The organism is Pelagibacterium sp., assembly GCF_048264985.1.
GTDB lineage: Bacteria > Pseudomonadota > Alphaproteobacteria > Rhizobiales > Devosiaceae > Pelagibacterium.
In genome coordinates this window covers 587587-607146 of the sequence record NZ_JBLXCL010000001.1, presented here as the reverse complement: position 1 = coordinate 607146, position 19560 = coordinate 587587, and the positions used below count along the sequence as shown (strand labels likewise).

Sequence of the window (19560 nt, the reverse complement as noted above, 5' to 3'; positions counted from 1 at the left end):
GCAATCAACGTGGCAACATTGACTGCAAAAGCTATGGACTTGTGCGCAATTGACCTCTCGATTGCCAAACATTTGCACACCAGCATTTTTGCGTCACTCCAAAGTGGAACGCAATTGCAAAAATGGAACATATATTCCGAATTGACAGGTTTTCGGAATTGATGTTTCAATTGAAGCTGATTAGAAGTGCGGCGGACAAATGCTTCGATCAGTGCGTTAAGGGAGGCTTGTGCGCCATGGAAGAGAGCGAGAAGACGCTCGACGTCATCACCATCGGACGCGCCTCGGTCGACCTTTACGGACAGCAGATCGGCAGCCGCCTCGAAGACGTCACAAGCTTTGCCAAATCGGTCGGTGGATGTCCCGCCAATATTGCCATCGGCACTGCCCGGCTGGGGCTCAACGCGGCGTGGCTGGGTCGCGTGGGCGATGAAGCATTCGGGCGCTTTATCACCGAGCAGATGGCGCGCGAAGGCGCTTCGACCCAAGGGATCATCATCGACAAGGACAGGCTGACAGCACTGGCGATCCTGGGCGTCGAAGACGACAAGCGCTTCCCGCTGATTTTCTATCGCGAGGACTGCGCCGACATGGCGCTGACGGAGGGCGATGTCTCCGAGGATTTCATAGCGAGCGCAAGATCGGTGCTGGTGACCGGGACGCATTTTTCACGCCCGCATACTGCTGCGGCGCAAAAGGTCGCTATCAATTTCGCCAAGGCTTATGGCGCCAAGGTGATCTTCGATATCGACTTCCGGCCCAACCTTTGGGGACTGGCAGGGCATGGGGCGGGCGAGGAGCGCTATATCCGCTCCCATACTGTATCGGAGCGGCTGAAATCGGTCCTGCCACATTGCGATCTGGTTGTGGGCACCGAAGAAGAAATCCTCATCGGCTCGGGAGAAGCCGATCTGGATGCTGCGCTCAGAACGATCAGACAGGTTTCCTCCGCCGTGATCGTTCTGAAGCGCGGCCCCATGGGCTGCATCGTCTATGACGGTGCCATCCCCTACACTATCGAAGACGGCATCGTGGGCGAGGGCTTTCCCATCGACGTCTACAACACACTTGGGGCCGGCGACGCGTTTATGAGCGGGTTCCTGCGCGGATGGCTGCGGGGTGAACCGCTGGAGGTCTGCGCCACCTGGGCCAATGCCTGTGGTGCGTTCGCCGTCTCGCGGCTGCTGTGTTCTCCCGAAATTCCAAGCTTTGACGAGCTTTCCCAATTCCTCACGCATGGCAGTGCGCAGACAGCATTGCGCAAGGACCGGGCGCTCAACCATATTCACTGGGCAACGACGGGGCGGCGGCGCGACTACCCGACACTCAAAGGGCTGGCTGTAGATCATCGGGCACAGTTCGAGGACATGGCCGCGCGGGTGGGTGCCGACCCTGCTCGGATATCCGGGTTCAAATTGCTGGCCGTCGCCGCCGCTGCCAGAGTGGCAGACGGGCGCGACGGATTTGGGATGCTGCTTGACGACAAGCACGGCCGTGAGGCGCTGTTCGCTGCTGCCAAACAACCCAATTTCTGGATCGGGCGCCCTGTTGAGTTGCCGGGATCGCGTCCACTGAAATTCGAATTTTCCCAGGATATGGGAAGCCGGCTGATCGAATGGCCCGTCGACCATTGCATCAAGTGCCTAGCGTTTTTCCACCCTGACGATCCCGACGCAATGCGTCTTGAACAAGTCGAAAAGCTTGGCGCGCTTTATGATGCGGCGCGCAGCGTTGGCCGGGAAATCCTTATCGAGATCATCGCCGGCAAAAACGGGCCGGTCGACGCGCAGACCCTGCCCAGGGTTTTGAGCGAGCTGTATTCGGCGGGAATCAAACCCGACTGGTGGAAGCTCGAACCGCAAACCGATGCTAGTGCCTGGGCGCTGATCGATGAAACGATAGTGGCCAACGACATTTGGTGCCGGGGCGTTGTGCTGTTGGGACTGGAAGCGCCCGCAGCCGATCTTGAAGCCGCGTTTCGTGCGACCGCAGGATCGAAAACAGTCAAGGGTTTTACTGTGGGGCGAACGATCTTTGCCAGCGCCGCCGAAAAATGGTTGGCTGGCGAGATCGAGGACGAGGCGGCGATCGCCGATATGGCCGAAAAATTTACACGGCTGGTGGACGCATGGGAGGCGCGGACGCAATGACCGAAACAATCAGGCTGACCATGGCGCAGGCCGTTGCGCGTTTTCTGGCGGCGCAGATGACCGAGATCGAGGGCGAAACCCTGCCCCTGTTCGGCGGGGTGTGGGCGATATTCGGCCACGGGAATGTGGCGGGCATGGGCGAGGCACTGCATGGCGTACGCGACAGCCTGCCAACCTTCCGCGCTCATAATGAACAGGGCATGGCCCACGCTGCAATTGCCTTTGCCAAAGCCAGTTTCCGGCGCCGGATGATGGCCTGCACCAGCTCGATCGGACCAGGCGCCACCAACATGGTGACGGCGGCGGCGCTGGCCCATGTAAATCGGCTGCCCGTGCTGTTGCTGCCCGGCGATGTGTTTGCCAACCGGCGGCCCGATCCCGTGTTGCAGCAGATCGAAGATTTTGCCGATGGCACCGTATCGGCAAATGATTGTTTCAAACCCGTGTCGCGCTATTTCGACAGGATCACGCGTCCCGAGCAGATCATGCCGGCTTTGCGGCGGGCCATGCAGGTACTGACCGACCCGGCCGATTGTGGCCCCGTGACCCTGTCGCTGTGTCAGGATACGCAGGCCGAAGCCTATGATTATCCAGTCTCGTTTTTTGCCCGAACGGTTCATGGCCAGCGCCGGGTACAGCCCGATACCGACGAGTTGGCACGGGCTGTTGCCGCCATCCGCGGCGCCAAGACTCCTATCGTCATTGCAGGCGGCGGGGTGTTGTATTCGGGCGCAAGTGAGGCGCTGAGACGGTTTATCGAAAACCATGATGTTCCCGCCATGGAAACGCAGGCAGGCAAATCGGTCCTGCCCCATTCCCACGCGCTCAATATGGGATCGGTCGGGGTGACAGGCACGAGCGCCGCCAACGCCCTGGCTGAACGGGCCGATGTGATTTTGGCGGTCGGGACGCGGCTTGCCGATTTCACAACAGGCTCCCGGGCGCTGTTTAAAAATCCCGACGCCAGGTTTGTGGCACTCAACGTTGCCGCTATCGATGCCGCAAAACATGGTGCCATGGCGCTGGTGGCCGATGCACGCGTGGGGCTGGGCCTGCTCGACGATGCGCTTGGCCAATGGCGGGCACCGCGCGATTGGCGCGCGGACGCCGAGACGGGCAAGGCGGCCTGGCTGGCCGATGCCGAAGCGGCGACGCGTGCGGGCAACGCTGCCCTTCCATCGGACGCTCAGGTCATCGGGGCGACACAGCGAACGCTGGGCGATGCTATTGTGGTGTGCGCTGCGGGTGGCCTGCCGGGCGAGTTGCATAAACTCTGGGCGGCGGAAAAGCCCGGCAATTATCATCTCGAGTACGGCTTTTCGACAATGGGCTATGAGATCGCCGGCGGGTTGGGGGTCAGACTGGCGCGCCCCGATGACGACGTTGTCGTCATGGTGGGCGATGGCAGCTACATGATGGCCAATTCCGAGTTGTCTAGCGCAGTCATGATGGGGGTCAAACTGACCGTTGTACTGCTCGACAATCGCGGGTTCGGCTGTATCAACCGGCTGCAGATGGCAACCGGGGGCGCCAACTTCAACAATTTGTTTGCGGACGCGCGCAAGGCAAAGATGCCAGAGATCGATTTCGTCGCCCATGCCGCCGCTATGGGTGCTCATGCGCAGAAAATTGCAGGCATTTCCGAACTCGAGGCCGCGCTGGCAGCGACACGGGCGCGTGGTGGAGTCAATGTGCTGGTCATCGATACCGACCCATTGATCGCAACCGAAGCTGGCGGACATTGGTGGGATGTGGCAGTGCCCGAGATCAGCGACCGCGTGGACGTACAAGCCAGGCGGGCGGATTACGAAAAACAGATAACGGGACAGCGGATCGGCTGAGATGGCTGGCGCTGCAAGGCCATCCTGGTTCAAATTGGGGATGGCGGTATTGAAGTGCGTGAACACAACGAGAGTGATGGACAGTAAATGATCCGGATCGGTGCGAACCCAATTGGGTGGTCCAACGACGACATGATCGAGATCGGCGGGGAGACGCCGCTTGAGGTGTGTCTGGCCGAGGCAAAAGAGGCCGGATTTACCGGCATGGAACTTGGCAACAAGTTTCCACGCGCGGCCCAAGCGCTGCAACCGGTTCTGGATGGCTACGGGCACCAACTGGTTTCCGGATGGTATTCGACCGCGTTATTGCTACGGGACGAGAACCAGGAACTCGAGGCCGTGGCGGAACACGCGGCATTGCTGCGGGACATGGGTTGCACGGTCATGATCGTGTGCGAGACCTCAAACGCGATCCACGGACAGATGGAAACCCCGCTGTCCCAGCGGCCCGTTTTGCCACACGATGTATGGGCGCGGTTCGGGATGCGGCTGACCGCATTTGCGCTCAAGCTCAGGCAGATTTATGGACTAGAGCTCGTCTATCATCACCACATGGGGACGATCGTTCAGACCGAAGCCGAGATCGACCGGCTGATGGCTTCGAGCGGCGATGCTGTACGCCTTCTGCTCGATACCGGGCACGTCACCTGGGGCGGAGGCGACCCAGCGCGGGTGGCCCGCAACCATATTGCGCGCATCGCGCACGTGCACACCAAGGACGTACGCGCCGATGTCATGTTGCAGGCCAACGGCGCCGATTGGAGCTTTCTCAAGTCGGTTCTGGCTGGGGTCTATACGGTGCCGGGAGACGGGCTGATCGATTTCGCTGCAGTGTTTTCCGAACTCAGTGCCTATGAGGGCTGGGTGATCGTCGAAGCCGAGCAAGACCCACAGAAAGCCAACCCGCTGACCTATGCCAAGATGGGTTATGGACATTTGCGCGATGTGCTTGAAAAGGCCGGGTTCGAGGTGGTTGCCTAGGGCGCGATCGCAATCGATTGCCAAGTCAGCTGAGCGGACCGACGATCAATAGAAAAGAGGAAACGGCTATGTCTGAACTGCTCGTCAGGCCATCGGGGACCAGCGGCAAGGTGATCGAGATTACACCGCAGAGCGCCGGATGGCGATATGTGGGGTTTGAACTGCATAAGCTGGCGGCTGGAGAAACCGTCTCTGCTCAGACTGGAGAGCGCGAAGTCTGTCTGGTTTTTGTCACAGGGACCGGGCGGGTCGATGCCGGCGGACGCGCTTTGGGCGAAATGGGCGGCAGAAAAAGCCCATTCGAGGGCAAGCCTGCCGCCGTCTATGTGCCAGGCGAAAACACCTGGTCGGTGACGGCCGTGAGCGATGTCGAGCTTGCTGTGTGTTCAGCTCCAGCCCTTACTTCACGCGAAATTGTCGTTATCGGGGCCGATGCCATGAGCCAGGAGGTGCGCGGCAAAGGCACCAATACGCGCCATGTCACCAACATCCTTCCTGAAACCGACGGAGTGGCGGACAGCCTGCTTGTCGTCGAAGTGATAACACCGGGTGGGCACACCTCGTCCTATCCGCCGCACAAGCACGACAGGGACGCGCTACCCGAAGAATCCTATCTCGAAGAGACCTATTATCACCGGCTCAACCCCCATCAAGGCTACGCCTTTCAACGCGTTTATACTGAAGATCGCTCGCTCGACGAGGTGCTGTTGATCGAGAACGGCGTGACCACTTTGGTGCCCAAAGGGTATCATCCCTGCGCTGCGATCCACGGCTATGACCTCTATTATCTCAACGTGATGGCTGGACCGCACAGGCAATGGAAATTCTACAACCAACCTGAACATGAGTGGCTGCTTGGGCGCTAATTTCGTGCGATGTTGGCATTGCTGGCTGCTCTGCTCTAGAGTCGGCCGATAGCGACGTCTAAAGGGCGTGTTAAGCCCTTGGCTCTAACAGTTTCCTGTATCGAAAATTCGGTGCAAGGGGCATTGCAGCTTGGCAAATGAGATTTGGAGCAGGTTGAAACGATGGGGGCGGGCAATGCTGCGTGCCAGCAACGTGCCTGCTTTGATGGCCGTGCTTGTGATTGCGGTTTCAATCGGCTTTGGCGATTATCAGAACCGTGAGATTTACGCCCAGTCCCAGCGTGCCATGGTGCTCGACAAGCTGGGGCTTGTGCGGGCGCAGCTTGAGGGCAACGTCAACGCCAATCTGCAACTGATCCATGGTCTTGTCGGGGCTATTGTGACCGAACCCGATATCGACCAAGAGCGGTTCTCCCAGTTTGCCTCTTACCTGTTTCAGCATACGAGCCAGATCAGCAATATCGCTGCAGCGCCCGACCTTGTTGTGCGGATGGTCTATCCGTTGGCTGGGAACGAGGCTGCGCTGGGTCTTGATTATCGTATAAACGCAGAACAGCGCGACGCGGCGATGCAGGCCCGCGACTCGCGACATATAGTGCTGGCGGGGCCAGTGCATCTTGTGCAGGGCGGGCGCGGCTTTATCGGGCGCTATCCTGTCTATTATCGCGATGCGAGCGGCGATGAGCGCTTCTGGGGCATCGTATCGGCAGTGATGGATGCCGACGCATTGTACGCCGAAAGCGGGCTGGACATGTTGAGCAGCCAGATCGCAATCGCCATTTCAGGGCGTGATGGTCAAGCCGCCGACAATGCAGTGTTTTATGGCGACCCTACAATTCTGTCCGACAGTCCGGTGCAGGCAGAAGTTGTTCTGCCATCGGGAAACTGGGTCATTTCAGCTGTGCCGGAAGGGGGGTGGGGCTCCAACCCGCCCAACACCGTCGGGCTGCGGCTAGGCATGGGACTGGCGGCAACCTTGATCCTTGTGCCAATCGTGCTTTTGGGGCGGCTCAACGACGAACGTCGGCGGCGGATGATCGAACAGCGGCGGCGCGAGAACGAATTGGCGCGCTTGTCGCGGCGGCTCGAACTGGCGCTGGCAACCTCCCAAGTCGGCGTTTGGGAAATGAATATCGCCAACGGCACTCTGGCCTGGGACGACCGGATGAACGAGCTCTACGGATATGAGCCCGATGGTAGCCAGCGCGATTATACCCAATGGCGCGACAGACTGCACCCGGACGATTTAGAGCGCGCCGAACGCGATTTCAACGAGTCCATGCGATCGGGCAGCCGATATTTTTCAAACTATCGCATCGTCACACCCGACGGGGAAACGCGCTATATCAGGGCTATCGGCACTGTGTACCAGGACCCCGGAACCTCTCCGCGTATCGTTGGCGTAAACTGGGATGCGACGCCGGATGCCAAGCTCTCCGAAGCGCTGCTGCGCGCCAAGACCCAGGCCGAGGCAAAAAATTTCGAATTGGAAACCGCCAAGGCGCGCATAGAGCACAACGCCATGCACGACCCGCTGACGGGACTGCCCAACCGGCGCTATCTCGACGACATTCTGGACATGCATACGCGACGGAGCACGCGCGAAGGCGGATATATCTCGATCCAGCATATCGATCTTGACCGCTTCAAGCAGATCAACGACACGCTTGGTCACGCCGCCGGCGATGCCATGCTGGTTCACGCATCAGAAGTGCTCAAGGCCTCAGTCAGACCATCAGATTTCGTGGCGCGGATCGGCGGCGATGAATTTGTCATCCTCAGCATCGGGGAAAAATCGGACGCGGAACTGCGTGCGATGGCAGAGCGGATCATCGCTGCAATGCGCACGCCGGTTTCTTATCAGGGCCATGAGTGCCGTTTTGGCGTCTCCATCGGCATCGCCGGAGGCGATGTCTCCACGACGCCCGCCAAGCAAGTGCTGGTCAATGCCGACATCGCGCTTTATCGGGCAAAGGAACGTGGACGCAACCGAGCTGAGTTCTTCTCGGAAGAGCTGCAAGCTGAAATCATTACCGCCAAGCGGACAGCAGACGAGATTCTGGCCGGGCTCGAAAACAACGAGTTCATCGCCTTCTATCAGCCCCAGGTGGACGCCCAGACCCTCGACATCGTCGGCATGGAAGCGCTGGCGCGCTGGAAACACCCCATCAAAGGCATGCTGGCGCCCGATGCATTCATGGCAATCGCAGAAGATCTCAACGTGGTTGCGGCCATCGACAAGCTGATCCTAGAGCAGGCACTGGCCCAGCATAGGAAATGGAGAGCAGCGGGGCTGGACGTACCGCGGGTTTCGGTGAACGTTTCGGCGCGTCGGCTCAATGATGAAGGGCTGATCGGCACCCTCGAAGCGCTCAATATCGAGCGGGGCACAGTGTCGTTCGAGCTGATTGAATCGATTTATCTCGATGAGCGCGATACGCTGGTGTCCTTCAACATCGACCGGATCAAGGATCTCGGGATCGACATCGAAATCGATGATTTCGGCACCGGCTATGCTTCGATTGTCTCACTGCTGCAATTGCGCCCCAAAAGGCTCAAGATCGACCGCCAGCTCGTTATGCCAATCACCAGCTCACCCGGACAGCGCAGGCTGGTCGGCTCAATCATTGAAATCGGGGCGTCATTGGGCATCGAAGCGATTGCCGAAGGCGTGGAAAGTCACGAGCATGCGAGGATACTCGCCGAGATGGGCTGCGCCGCCTTGCAGGGCTACGCCATTGCCCGGCCGATGGATGGCAATGCAGTAACCCAATTCGTAAACAGCCAGAGCTGGCGCAACGCGAGCTAGCCTAGCTTCTGGGTTTGGCACGGTTGGTGGCCTGAGCCGAAAGCGGATCGTCGGGCCAATAATGGCGCGGATAACGCCCTTTGAGATCCTTTGCGACATCTGACCAGGATCCGCGCCAGAAGCCGGGGAGATCGCGTGTCGTCTGGATGGGCCGGTGGGCTGGTGAGAGCAGCGAAAGCAGCAACGGCACCTTGCCATTGGCAATGGCCGGATGCGTGTCGAGGCCAAACAGTTCCTGCACGCGAACGGCAAGGACCGGGCCGTTCTCTGCTGCGTAGTCAATTGGGATATTGCTGCCCGAAGGAACAGAAAAATGCGACGGCAGCAGCGTTTCCATCTGTTGGCGCCTGTCCCAGGGCAAGAGATCGAAAAGGGCAGCCGAGAGGTGGTCGGAGGTGATGGCGTCGAGGCGCGAGAGACCTTCAACATGGGGGACGAGCCAGCCCGCTCCATTTTGCGCCAGCGCGGCGTCGGACAGATCGGGCCATTCGGGACCAACAGTGCGATGGAGAAACCCGGAACGCTCGCGCAATGTGCGCTGGTCCCTTGTCCAACCCAGTTTGTCGATGCCGATCGACGCGATGCCACGCGCGAGCATGGGCGCCGCGGCCGCAGGATCGTCGATGGCGGCGGGGCCGTCTTCGAGGCGGAGCGCACCGAGCCGACGCTGCCGACGCGCGCGGACGGCCCTGGCGGCGGTATCGAAAGCAAGCTCGGTGGCCGTTGTGATATGGGCAGAAAAGATATCCTCGATCTCTTCGCGATCAATGGCGATGGCAGCGCGAATATAGGCGCTGGCGGCAGCACCGGTCATGTCGGTCACGACGAGGAATTTTTCGCGCGCCAGCCGCTCTGTTTCCTCGATCCGTGCCTGCCGTCCATTGGCCAGGCGGAACCGGCCCGGCGCTGACTGTTGCGCCACGCGATCAGGATAGGCGCGGGCGAGATGGCGGGCGAGATCTGTACCGGCCATCTGCCCTTTTCCGCCCGAAGCCTTCTCGCCGCCGACGGATTGCGCCCAGCGGGTGGCCAATGACCTTGCTTCGGTGGCGCGTTTGGCGCTGTCTCGGCGCAGGCGCTCGAACCGATCGGCAAGGTCGGCACTGTTGCCGCCGAGCCCCGGTTCGCCGACCAGCACGCCGAGCAACGCGGCATCATGGGCAGTGCCTTCGGTCGCTGCCAACGCAATCATGTGCCCAAGGCGCGGGTGGAGTGGGAGTTTGGCGAGTTGGGCGCCATGCGCTGTGATGCGGCCAGCGGCATCGAGCGCATCGAGGCTCACCAACAATGCCACGGCCTCGGACCAAGCAGGGGCCGGAGGGACATCGAGAAATGCCAGGGATTTTGGATCAGTCACGCCCCAGCTGGCAAGGTCGAGCACAAGGTCAGTCAGGTCAGCCTGCAAGATTTCGGGCGGGTCGAATGGCGCGAAGCTGGCGGTTTGCCCTTCGTGCCAGAGGCGATAACAGACCCCCGGTTCGGTGCGCCCTGCCCGACCGCGGCGCTGGTCGGCGCTGGCGCGCGAGACGCGGCGCGTTTCAAGGCGGGTCAACCCCGTATCAGGCTCGTAGACCGGCAAACGCGATAGGCCGGAATCGATAACGATCCGCACGCCTTCGATGGTGAGCGAGGTCTGGGCAATTGCCGTGGCAAGCACGATTTTGCGACGGCCGGGGGCTGCCGGCTGGATCGCGCGATCCTGATCGGCGGGCGTGAGCTGACCGTATAGCGGCGCGATGTCGATGTCCGGCCCGATGATCGACGCCAACGCTTCGGCCGTGCGGCGAATTTCGGCCTGACCGGGCAGGAACATCAGGATCGAGCCGGTTTCCTCGGCCAACGCGCGGCGAGCGGCGGCGGCGAGCGCATGTTCGAGACGTGCATTGGCATCTGGGACAATGTGATGGGTCTGGACAGGAAACGCCCTGCCCTGGCTTTCGATGACCGGCGCATCGCCAAGAAGGCCGGCCACCGCGGCGCCGTCCAGCGTTGCCGACATGACAAGAATGCGCAGATCTTCGCGCAGGGCCATCGCGTCGATTGTGAGCGCCAGACCGAGATCGCCATCGAGACTGCGTTCGTGAAATTCGTCGAACACAACCGCCGATATGCCGGTCAGCCCGGGGTCATCGAGAACCATTCGCGTGAAGACGCCCTCGGTGACGACCTCAATGCGCGTTCTGGCTGAAATCCTGGTATCGAGACGAACGCGGTAGCCGACCGTTTCTCCGACCTGCTCACCCAGCGTCTGGGCCATGCGGCGCGCGGCGGCACGGGCCGCAAGGCGACGTGGCTCGAGCATGACGACCTTGCCGTCGCCGCACCAGGGGGCATCACGTAAAGCGAGCGGCACGCGCGTTGTCTTGCCCGCGCCGGGCGGAGCAACGAGTACGGCGCCTGTATTTTGCTCCAGCACAGATTTGAGCGCAGGTAAAACAGCGTCTATGGGCAAGGGATCGTCGGGGTGCATGGTGCGGTGTTTAGCGGGTTTGGGTGCAAAGTGGAAATCTGTTCCACGCAATATGCAACCGCTCGACTACCACTGCCGTGTCAGACGGTCAGGCAGGCTGTAATTCCCGCCCTCAAAGACAAGGCGAACGGGATCCGGTGCAGTGTGAGTCACTGTTTGCGTGCAGGTGCCATCGCGCTGGTGTGCTGTGCTTGTTTCACTGCGGGACGAGACGACGATGTCCGCGATGGCAGCGCCGGTTCGTGGCGCCATGGCCAGCGTGCGGGTGGTTGCGTGAAATGTGCCAACGCAGTCGGTGTCCCATTCACCGCCGCTTGCGGCAACAATCAGGCGATCAACAATCGTTGTGAGTTTTCCGCCTTCAAGCTCGAACAGCCAAAGCGTCGTGAGCCCGAACGGGTTGGCCTGCGAGCTGCCCGCTTCTATAACCCGAAGCCCGAAGGCGACACGGTCCGGAGCAAGTGCGTAATAGGCCGTATCAAATGCCACGCTATGAATGCGGATAGCATCGTCAGATGCCAGATCGGCAAACCGGTTTCGTGCAACGATAGCGTCGGTCCGACTGTCGAGAACAAGCAGATCGATATCGCCGTCGCGCCCATCGGGTGACTGGGCATAGATGATGGGGACGGCAACAAGACGGTTGTGTGGATGTGCCGGCCAGATGCGACAGACCATCATGTCTGAAGTGTAATCTGCTGAAGTCGCGCTCGGCAGTCTTATGGAGCCACCCTCGGCCAAAAACGTCTGATCGGTCCCCTTGGTGCCCTCGGGATAGGCGATTTGCAGGATGCGTGCAGGGTTGACGCCGCACTGATGATCCTGAGCGGCCGCCTGGGACGCCGAGGCGCCAAGCATTGCCAAAAGAAACAGCGGCACAAATCGGTTCAGCATTGGCGCAAGTCTCATGTGACGGTTGCCGCCTTCGGACAGGGGCATGCTTGATGACATCATTGCAGGCAAGGTCCGAGGGCGCGGTTGCCGTACCGATTTGCGCTTTGGATGGCTGGCGCGTCAAGGCCTGCTCATTGCAAGCTTGAGCGCTGCTACACGATTTGCATCGGTGCGTTTCATACCTGGTGTCACGTAACCCAATTTGGCTGCCCTGCCGGGAGGGACGTCGATGGTTTCGCTTGCCGAAGCATGAAGATCGTTAACCCCGAGGGCAAGCAGTTCTGCGGCGTTCTCGGCAGTTACGCCCGATCCGGGCATGATCGCAATGCGTCCGGCGGCATGGGCAATGATCTGCCTCAGATTTTCAAGACCATCGATAGCCCTTGGCGCACCGCCGGAGGTGAGAATCGTTTCAAACCCCAGATCGACGGCTGTATCTACTGCAGCTGAAAAATCGGGCACGAGATCAAACGCCCGGTGCAGCGCGAGCCCCATACCCGCGGCACGGGCGGCAAGGCGCTCAAGAACCGCTCCGTCCAAAGTGCCATCCGCGCGAGAGGCCCCCAACACCACACCGGAAAGGCCGGCGGCACTGGCGGTATCGATATCGATCTCCATTGTCGCCACATCGTGCTCGGAGAATACGAAATCGCCGGGACGCGGACGGATCATCGCGTAAACCGGTATCGGCGACGTCCGCGCAAGTGCCATCAGCCCAGGCGTGGCTGTAAGCCCCCCGATAGCCAGCGCGGAGCACAACTCGATGCGGTCCGCTCCTCCAGCGATGGCGGCAGCCAGACCGGCGGCATCATCGACGCAGATTTCGAGAACGGGTTCAGGCATAGGCGAACCGATCAAGCCCCAAAAGGGCGGCACCCACGAGGCCGGGCTCCATGTCACATTGGGCAGCGACCACAAGTGGGCGTTCGAGCTGGCGGAGAATGCGCGCGCGGACGGCGGCATCGAGTGCGGGGATCAAGCCGGGCGCGCCAGCCATGCCACCGCCGACCGGAACAATCGAGGCACCGGTGATGTTGATGGACAAAGCCAGCGGGGCAGCAACTAGATCGACATAGATTTCCATAGTGCGCGTTGCAGCCTCGTCCCGGCCGGCCCAGCCAACAACAATTTCCCGGCTGTCGCGCGCCTGGCCGCACAAGTGCATGTGCAGCTTTTCCAGGCCCCGCGCCCCGCCTACCGTATCCACGCAGCCCATACGGCCACAGCCGCACTGGAAATGGGGAATAACGGCAGGCGGACTTCCCGCCGTTGTCGCAAGGATGGTTGTGTGGCCCCATTCGCCAGCATAGCCACCACGGCGATTTGCCAATCGGCCCTCAACAACCAGCCCACCTCCGACGCCGGTGCCAAGGATAATGCCGAAGACCACGTCATGGCCCTGCCCGGCCCCCAGACCGGCTTCGGCCAAGGCGAAACAATCCGCATCATTGGCAATAGAGACCGGCAATTCGAGCGCCTCGCCGAGTTCAACATCGAGAACGCGGCCATCAATACACGGCACGTTGGCGCAGATCATCTTGCCGGTTTCGATATCGATAACCCCGCAAATCGATATCGATATGGCCTCAGCCCGCTCGGGCACCGCTGCCAGGATACCGCGCAAGGTTTCGACGAATGCGCCAAAATCATTGCGCGGCGTTTCGATGCGCCCCATCTGCACGATGGTGCGCGCGTCATGCGCATACGCAGCCTTGATGGCGCTGCCGCCGATGTCGAGAGCAAGGATCATGCATCGAAACTAGCGGGAGGGGGACAAGGTGCAAGCTGCCATTTCGTCAAAAGCGGAGATTTGGCGATTTTGCCGGAGCGGCAAATCTCCGGTCACCGGGTCCGCAGCCTGAGCCCGCTATTCAGCGGCGGCGCGACCGTCAGGGCTTTCTGCAGGACCGCTGGCATCGCCGGGGGCGGTCTCGGTACCCAGATCGGGGAAAGCAGCTATGCGCCGGTTGGAAAAATCCTCCCGCAGCACGATCAACCCGCGGTCCTCGAAATAGGTCAGGAGGCGGCGCGCACGAGCTGCCGAATGCGAACCATAGGCGCGCGCCAATGTGGCGTCCGATGGACAGGGCAGTTTTTCAACAGCGGCGCGGGCCACCATCAGGAATACGCCCTGGAGATCTTCAGGAAGCGTGCGGGCAAGATCGAGTGCTGACTGCCAGACATCGGACTGGGCAGAGGCCGTATCCACACCGGCGCGGGCGACGGCGAAGCGGCGCTTGAAGTCGTTGAGATCGGGCGGCGTACCGGGTACGCGCCGGATGCGACAGCGCACAAGGAAATCCTGATAGAGCACAGCCACCGAGCGGAAACTTGCGTCCGGATCTTCGAGAATTTCGGCCAAGACGGCATCGATGGCCGCTGCACGTTCGGCCTCATCGATTTCGGGGAACAGGCTTGCCGGCTCGGAAGCTGCCTTTGGCGCTGGCTGGCTGAGTTGGGCGAGGATATCAGCCGTGGGGCGCGGAGCCGGCTGCACTGTACGGCGCGGCAAGGGGCGCGTCTCTTCTTCGGCGCCGGGCGTGAAGATAAGATCGGCGGCATCGGCACCGGTTTCCGGCAGTGGCATAAGCTTGGGAGAGGTCGAGCGGGCACTGGTTTCAACGCTGCCAATTGTGATGGGCAACGGACGGCGCGAAAGCGCCGGACCAAGCGCTACGAAATTGCCTTTTTCAAGATCGCGGAACATTTCGGTGCCGCGCCGGTCCATACCCAAAAGATCACCGGCCCGAGCCATATCGATATCGAGGAATGTGCGCCCCATGAGGAAGTTGGACGCTTCGGCGGCCACGTTCTTGGCCAATTTGGCAAGGCGCTGTGTGGCGATGACACCGGCCAGCCCACGCTTTCGGCCGCGACACATGAGGTTGGTCATGGCGCCGAGCGAGAGCTTGCGCGCCTCGTCGGACACTTCGCCGCCAGCGGCGGGGGCAAAAAGCTGGGCTTCATCGACGACGACCAGCATGGGATACCAGAAATCGCGGTCGGCATCGAACAGCCCGCCGAGAAATGCGGCAGCGGCGCGCATCTGGGCTTCGGCCTCAAGCCCCTCCAGCGAAAGGACCACCGACACCCGATGCTGGCGGATGCGACCGGCGATGCGGGTCAACTCATGTTCGGAGCGGTCGGCTTCAACCACGACATGACCGAACCTGTCAGCAAGGGTTACAAAGTCGCCTTCAGGATCGATGACGCATTGTTGCACCCAGGGCGCGCTCTGTTCGAGCAGGCGCCGCAGCAGGTGAGATTTACCCGAACCGGAATTGCCCTGTACAAGCAGACGCGTGGCCAGCAACTCTTCGAGATCGAGCTTTGCGGGCGTCGCCGTTTTTGTCGTGCCCATGTCGATATCGACGGTCATCGCCTTTTGCCTGCTCCGCGGAATTGGTTGGTGATTCGAGACTGGACTCGGACGAACCGAGCCACGCCATCTTAGCATCTGGCAAAGCGGGCTGCACAACCCCCTTGGCCGCGATTCACAGCCATTGGTGTTTACTTTGACCTTGCCGACCAAATCGGCCTAATCCTTTAAGGGTGTTTGCCCATGGAGTCGTTTTGATGCCGATGCGCCTTTGGTCGCGGTTTTTCGCCAAGCCCCCCGCCGAGCCGGTGGGGCCGCAGTTTGGTGCGCTGCCGTACAGGATCGTGGACGGGCAGCTGGCCGTGCTGCTGATTACATCTCGCGGGCGGGGAAAGTGGATATTTCCCAAGGGCCGCCAGATGGAAGGCAAAACACCCTGGGAAAGCGCCGAACTTGAAGCCTATGAAGAGGCCGGCGTTGTCGGCGAAATCGAAACCAAGCCGATCGGCTCGTATTTTCTGCCCATCACCGAGGAACGACCCCAGCCGATCGAAGTCCTGATGTTCCCGCTACTGGTCACCGACCAGCGCGACGACTGGAAAGAAATGGGACAGCGCTATCGCCATTGGGCGGTTTTGCCCGAGGCCAAGCGGCTGATTACCCATGACGGGCTGGCCGACGTGGCGCTGGCTCTGGCGCAGCGCGAAACGAGCAAGCCGATGTCTCGCGCTGCATCACGATAGGTGTTCTTGGCCGCCAGGGGCGTTTGACGCCCCCGCCGCGCGCGGTTGACGATCAGAGCCCGAACAGCAAAACCATCGCCCAGAAGATAACGCCCGAGAGAACTGCCGAGGCCGGGACCGTGATGATCCACGCGGCGCCGATCGAGAGCACGTGCTGGCGGCGCACGAGATAACGCCGCTGGCGCTTCTGGTAATTGGCGACAGCTTCCTCGGCGGTCTTGTTGAGATGGTCAGTGCGCAAGAATACGCCTTCGGGGCTGACGGCCTTGTTGCGGATGTTCTGGTTGGAAAAGCCCTCACGCAGAAAGCCGACGCCAAAGACGGCGCCCACAGCAATATGGGTTGAGGACACCGGCAAGCCCAGAGCCGATGCCACAAGAACCGTGGCCGCTGCCGAGAGCGCGACGCAATAGCCACGGATCTCGTTGAGCTTTGTAATCTTTTCGCCCACCGTACGGATAAGGCGCGGACCGAACAGGGCAAGCCCAAGCGCAAGACCGAGCGCCCCGATGGCCAGAACCCAGATCGGCAAGGCGACTGAACCGCCAATCTCTCCGCCTTGCTGCACAGCAGAAACGATGGCCGCGAGCGGACCGACGGCATTGGCCACGTCATTGGCGCCATGCGCAAAGGACAAGAGCGCCGTTGCAAAAATCAAGGGCAAGCGAAACAGCGTTCCAACCTGCTTGTTGGAATTTTCCATGCCCTGCGTACGCGAGCGGACCCATGGTTGGGCTCCCATCCAGCCAATCCCGCCGGCCAGAAGGCCGATCAGCAGCACGATGTGGCCCTGCGGCTTCCAAAGGCGCGACAGCCCCTTGGTGGACATGTACATGGCGAAAATGCCGATCATCACACCAACCAGGACTGGCACCCAGATCCGGGCGGCAGCCACTTTTTCCTTCTCGCGCAGGATAGTGAAATTGACGATGGTGAGCAGAACCGCGGCCAAAAGACCGCCCATCAACGGGGAGATGACCCAGCTCGCTGCGATCTTGCCGATTGTGGGCCAGACGATGGCCGAAAACCCGGCGGCGGCAATGCCGCCGCCCACAACCCCACCAACCACGGCATGGGTTGTGGAAACCGGGGCACCGATAATCGTGGCGAGGTTGACCCAAAGCGCAGACGAAAGCAGCGCTGCCATCATGACCATGACAAACGCCGTACCGTCGATATGGGCGCCAGGCACAATTATGTCGCGCGAGATGGTGCTGACCACATCGCCACCGGCAAGAAGCGCGCCGGCCGCCTCGCATATTGCAGCGATAGCGAGCGCACCGGTCATGGTGAGGGCCTTGGACCCCACGGCCGGCCCCATATTGTTGGCGACGTCATTGGCACCGATATTGAGCGCCATATAGGCGGCGATGACCGTGGCGATGACGACGAGATAACTTAACGGACCGGACGACACGACGAACGTGGCCCAAACCAGCGCGGCGAGCAGAAAAACCAGGGCAATGCCGGGCGCGGCCATTGCACGCGAGGAGTCGCGGGTTGCCTCGTGCAACTGCCGGACGCGCTTGAGATCCTTGTCGATGGCGGGTTTGGACATGAGTGCTAAGGTGCCCCTGGAAACCAAGTTTCCATATGAATTTCGGTATTGACGACTTACCGAGGCCATAACGAACCTCGGCCCGCTTGGCCACATCCATTGTGACAGTCTAGTCATAAATCGTGACCGTTGAGGACTGTTTTACCGCGTCTGCGCAAATCCGCCACACACTTGTCATTTGTCTAGCCGCAGACCCTATTCAGGGTTACCATTTGTCTGGACTATGAAGGACGACCGCCCATCAATGACAGAGAGCAGGCATAAGAAGGACTGGCGCACGCGGATGCGGGACGCTGTTTGGCCCCGAATGGGGATCAGGCGCTACCTCACCTATCTGCAAAAGCGCGTACTTCGGTTGACGGCAAGCCCACATGCGATTGCGGCGGGCGTTGCGTCAGGCGCTGCGGTTTCGGTTTTTCCGCTGATCGGCGTGCATTTTTTCCTTGGCTTCGTCCTGGCGTTTGTGACGCGCGGCAATATGCTGGCCGCGGCGATCGGCACGGTATGGGGCAATCCCATAACCTTTCCGCTCTTTTTCTCGCTCAGCTTTCAGTTCGGCTCGTCGATGCGCGCAGCGTTGTTTCCCGACGATCCGGCAGCGATCATGCGCCATGTCGACACAACTGCTCTGTCGGGCGGGCTGTTCTCGCTCGATCTTGCAGCGATCTTGCCGCTGTTCCAGACCATGATGCTCGGCGCTTTGCCGATCGCACTGTTTTGCTGGGTGTTTTTCTATTTGATCGTGCGCGGACTGGTGAGCGGATTTCAGACCGCCCGCAAGGCAAGGCTGGAGCGACGCCGCGCGCGCCAGACGCAGACAGCGCCCCATAACGCACTCAAGAGCTAGACCCGGCTACCTGCCGGACCGAAGCAATGAAGGCCGCAGTTGGAAGGTCGGTCTCGGCGCCGGCACGGGTGGTTATGCCGATGGCGCCGAAGCTGGCGGACATATCGACATCGAGCGCTACCAGCGCGCCGCTTGCGAGATCGGCGGCAACCACCGAGTGCGATATGAACCAAACGGCATCGCTAAGCAGCGCGTAGGCCCGTCCGAAGGAATTGGATACAGTTTCGATTTCGCGCGCCAGACTGGTGATGCCCGCGGCAAGCAAGACGGTCTCGACAGTCTGCCTGATGATGGCGCCACGCGGGGGAACGAGCGCGGGGAAAGGCTCGACCATTCGCAATGCGTGTTCAGTTTGCGCCAGCAGCGGGTGAGCGGGCCGGACGGCGAGAACAAGCGGTTCTGAGTAAAGGTGCTCGAAAGTGAGCCCTTCCATTACGTCAGGGGCCGACATACGACCTACGACAAGATCGATCCCCCCGCCGCGAAGAAGACCGAGAAGGTGAGGGCTGGGGCCGCTTTCCACATGCACACGCGCGGCCAGCGGACCCATGGCAAAGTGCGCCACAGCCCGTGGCACCACCTCGACTTCGGCGGTGGGCAGCGCGCCAAGGCGCACAACGGCATCGCCATTACCGGCCTGCGACACTGATTCCACACCCTGCTGCAAAGCGGCGAGAGCCAAATTGGCAGAACGCAAAAAAACGGCGCCATAATCTGTGAGCGCCAACTTGCGGCGAGAGCGGTCAAACAGGGCCACGCCCAGAATGGTTTCAAGTTCAGCCAGGGATTTGGAAATGGCAGGTTGGGACAGGCCCAGAGCCTCGGCGGCGGCCACCACACCGCCTTGCCTGTCGGTTTCGACAAAGCAGGTGAGGTGCCGGAGTTTTATGCGCGGGTCGAGAAGGGGCATGGTGGACATAGTCCGGCTTGGGTGGGTTGGGCAAAGTGCAGCACCTCCCACAGTCGATGGAAACAGCGTTCCGGCGGAACTGAGACGACGGACATTTCGACCTATATATTCTCATAACTTATATATTGACGTAATTTTATCATTTTACCGCGCCGATTTGCCAGTGTTTATT

At 60.8% G+C, this 19560-nt stretch carries 14 protein-coding genes; 7 read left to right on the top strand and 7 right to left on the bottom strand.

Annotated elements, in window-relative coordinates; translation table 11 throughout:
* The first annotated feature begins 236 nt into the window (after positions 1-236).
* From ACN0TA_RS03055 to ACN0TA_RS03035, 5 genes are all read left to right on the top strand, one after another.
* Positions 237-2150 (top strand): bifunctional 5-dehydro-2-deoxygluconokinase/5-dehydro-2-deoxyphosphogluconate aldolase, encoded by a 1914-nt coding sequence (locus tag ACN0TA_RS03055; RefSeq protein WP_417579686.1) that lies wholly within the window; start codon positions 237-239, stop codon positions 2148-2150.
* Complete coding sequence (iolD, locus tag ACN0TA_RS03050) at positions 2147-3991, top strand: 3D-(3,5/4)-trihydroxycyclohexane-1,2-dione acylhydrolase (decyclizing) (protein WP_417579684.1); 1845 nt, start codon at positions 2147-2149, stop codon at positions 3989-3991. Before ACN0TA_RS03055 ends, iolD begins: the two co-directional genes overlap by 4 nt.
* An 87-nt stretch (positions 3992-4078) precedes the next feature.
* Positions 4079-4972, top strand: coding sequence for a myo-inosose-2 dehydratase (iolE, locus tag ACN0TA_RS03045; protein ID WP_417579682.1), 894 nt, complete (start codon positions 4079-4081; stop codon positions 4970-4972).
* A 68-nt stretch (positions 4973-5040) separates the two neighbouring features.
* Positions 5041-5838 carry a 5-deoxy-glucuronate isomerase gene (gene iolB, locus ACN0TA_RS03040; protein ID WP_417579680.1) on the top strand — a complete coding sequence of 266 codons (798 nt, stop codon included), beginning with the start codon at positions 5041-5043 and terminating at the stop codon, positions 5836-5838.
* Positions 5839-6013: 175 nt separating this feature from the next.
* Positions 6014-8647: an EAL domain-containing protein gene (locus tag ACN0TA_RS03035; RefSeq protein ID WP_417579678.1), complete on the top strand. Its 2634-nt coding sequence runs from the start codon at positions 6014-6016 to the stop codon at positions 8645-8647.
* A 1-nt stretch (position 8648) separates the two neighbouring features.
* Here the strand turns inward: ACN0TA_RS03035 and hrpB are convergent, their stop codons facing one another.
* The 5 genes from hrpB to ACN0TA_RS03010 all read right to left on the bottom strand — a co-directional run bounded on the left by hrpB (position 8649) and on the right by ACN0TA_RS03010 (position 15390).
* Positions 8649-11117 (bottom strand): ATP-dependent helicase HrpB, encoded by a 2469-nt coding sequence (gene hrpB, locus ACN0TA_RS03030; RefSeq protein ID WP_417582033.1) that lies wholly within the window; start codon positions 11115-11117, stop codon positions 8649-8651.
* A 66-nt stretch (positions 11118-11183) separates the two neighbouring features.
* On the bottom strand, positions 11184-12011 hold the full coding sequence (locus ACN0TA_RS03025; RefSeq protein ID WP_417579676.1) for a hypothetical protein: 828 nt from the start codon (positions 12009-12011) through the stop codon (positions 11184-11186).
* Positions 12012-12131: 120 nt separating this feature from the next.
* Complete coding sequence (locus ACN0TA_RS03020; protein WP_417579674.1) at positions 12132-12854, bottom strand: copper homeostasis protein CutC; 723 nt, start codon at positions 12852-12854, stop codon at positions 12132-12134.
* Positions 12847-13761: an ROK family protein gene (locus ACN0TA_RS03015; RefSeq protein ID WP_417579672.1), complete on the bottom strand. Its 915-nt coding sequence runs from the start codon at positions 13759-13761 to the stop codon at positions 12847-12849. The genes ACN0TA_RS03020 and ACN0TA_RS03015 overlap by 8 nt, the downstream gene beginning before the upstream one ends.
* A gap of 117 nt (positions 13762-13878) precedes the next feature.
* Positions 13879-15390 (bottom strand): helicase HerA domain-containing protein, encoded by a 1512-nt coding sequence (locus tag ACN0TA_RS03010; protein WP_417579670.1) that lies wholly within the window; start codon positions 15388-15390, stop codon positions 13879-13881.
* 197 nt (positions 15391-15587) lie between these two features.
* Here ACN0TA_RS03010 and ACN0TA_RS03005 point away from each other — a divergent pair, with 197 nt between their 5' ends.
* On the top strand, positions 15588-16073 hold the full coding sequence (locus ACN0TA_RS03005) for an NUDIX hydrolase (protein WP_417579668.1): 486 nt from the start codon (positions 15588-15590) through the stop codon (positions 16071-16073).
* A gap of 52 nt (positions 16074-16125) precedes the next feature.
* Here ACN0TA_RS03005 and ACN0TA_RS03000 read toward each other — a convergent pair whose 3' ends face one another.
* Positions 16126-17631, bottom strand: a complete 1506-nt coding sequence (locus tag ACN0TA_RS03000) for an inorganic phosphate transporter (protein WP_417579666.1) — start codon at positions 17629-17631, stop codon at positions 16126-16128.
* Between the two features lie 244 nt (positions 17632-17875).
* Between ACN0TA_RS03000 and ACN0TA_RS02995 the strand changes: the two genes are divergently transcribed.
* Positions 17876-18478 (top strand): DUF2062 domain-containing protein, encoded by a 603-nt coding sequence (locus ACN0TA_RS02995; protein WP_417579664.1) that lies wholly within the window; start codon positions 17876-17878, stop codon positions 18476-18478.
* Here the strand turns inward: ACN0TA_RS02995 and pcaQ are convergent.
* The gene (gene pcaQ / locus ACN0TA_RS02990; RefSeq protein WP_417579662.1) at positions 18468-19388 is read right to left on the bottom strand and encodes a pca operon transcription factor PcaQ; all 921 of its coding nucleotides are present in this window, start codon (positions 19386-19388) and stop codon (positions 18468-18470) included. The two genes, ACN0TA_RS02995 and pcaQ, sit on opposite strands and share 11 nt — an antisense overlap.
* Positions 19389-19560 lie beyond the last annotated feature (172 nt).

What these genes read in the sequence shown, in the direction of transcription:
- ACN0TA_RS03020 (WP_417579674.1), bottom strand. Translation starts at nt 12,854, where the DNA reads ATGCCTGAACCCGTTCTCGAAATCTGCGTCGATGATGCCGCCGGTCTG.
- ACN0TA_RS02995 (WP_417579664.1), top strand. Translation starts at nt 17,876, where the DNA reads ATGACAGAGAGCAGGCATAAGAAGGACTGGCGCACGCGGATGCGGGAC.
- iolE (WP_417579682.1), top strand. Translation starts at nt 4,079, where the DNA reads ATGATCCGGATCGGTGCGAACCCAATTGGGTGGTCCAACGACGACATG.
- pcaQ (WP_417579662.1), bottom strand. Translation starts at nt 19,388, where the DNA reads ATGCCCCTTCTCGACCCGCGCATAAAACTCCGGCACCTCACCTGCTTT.
- ACN0TA_RS03055 (WP_417579686.1), top strand. Translation starts at nt 237, where the DNA reads ATGGAAGAGAGCGAGAAGACGCTCGACGTCATCACCATCGGACGCGCC.
- ACN0TA_RS03025 (WP_417579676.1), bottom strand. Translation starts at nt 12,011, where the DNA reads ATGCTGAACCGATTTGTGCCGCTGTTTCTTTTGGCAATGCTTGGCGCC.
- ACN0TA_RS03035 (WP_417579678.1), top strand. Translation starts at nt 6,014, where the DNA reads ATGCTGCGTGCCAGCAACGTGCCTGCTTTGATGGCCGTGCTTGTGATT.
- ACN0TA_RS03010 (WP_417579670.1), bottom strand. Translation starts at nt 15,390, where the DNA reads ATGACCGTCGATATCGACATGGGCACGACAAAAACGGCGACGCCCGCA.
- ACN0TA_RS03000 (WP_417579666.1), bottom strand. Translation starts at nt 17,631, where the DNA reads ATGTCCAAACCCGCCATCGACAAGGATCTCAAGCGCGTCCGGCAGTTG.
- ACN0TA_RS03015 (WP_417579672.1), bottom strand. Translation starts at nt 13,761, where the DNA reads ATGATCCTTGCTCTCGACATCGGCGGCAGCGCCATCAAGGCTGCGTAT.
- hrpB (WP_417582033.1), bottom strand. Translation starts at nt 11,117, where the DNA reads ATGCACCCCGACGATCCCTTGCCCATAGACGCTGTTTTACCTGCGCTC.
- iolB (WP_417579680.1), top strand. Translation starts at nt 5,041, where the DNA reads ATGTCTGAACTGCTCGTCAGGCCATCGGGGACCAGCGGCAAGGTGATC.
- ACN0TA_RS03005 (WP_417579668.1), top strand. Translation starts at nt 15,588, where the DNA reads ATGCCGATGCGCCTTTGGTCGCGGTTTTTCGCCAAGCCCCCCGCCGAG.
- iolD (WP_417579684.1), top strand. Translation starts at nt 2,147, where the DNA reads ATGACCGAAACAATCAGGCTGACCATGGCGCAGGCCGTTGCGCGTTTT.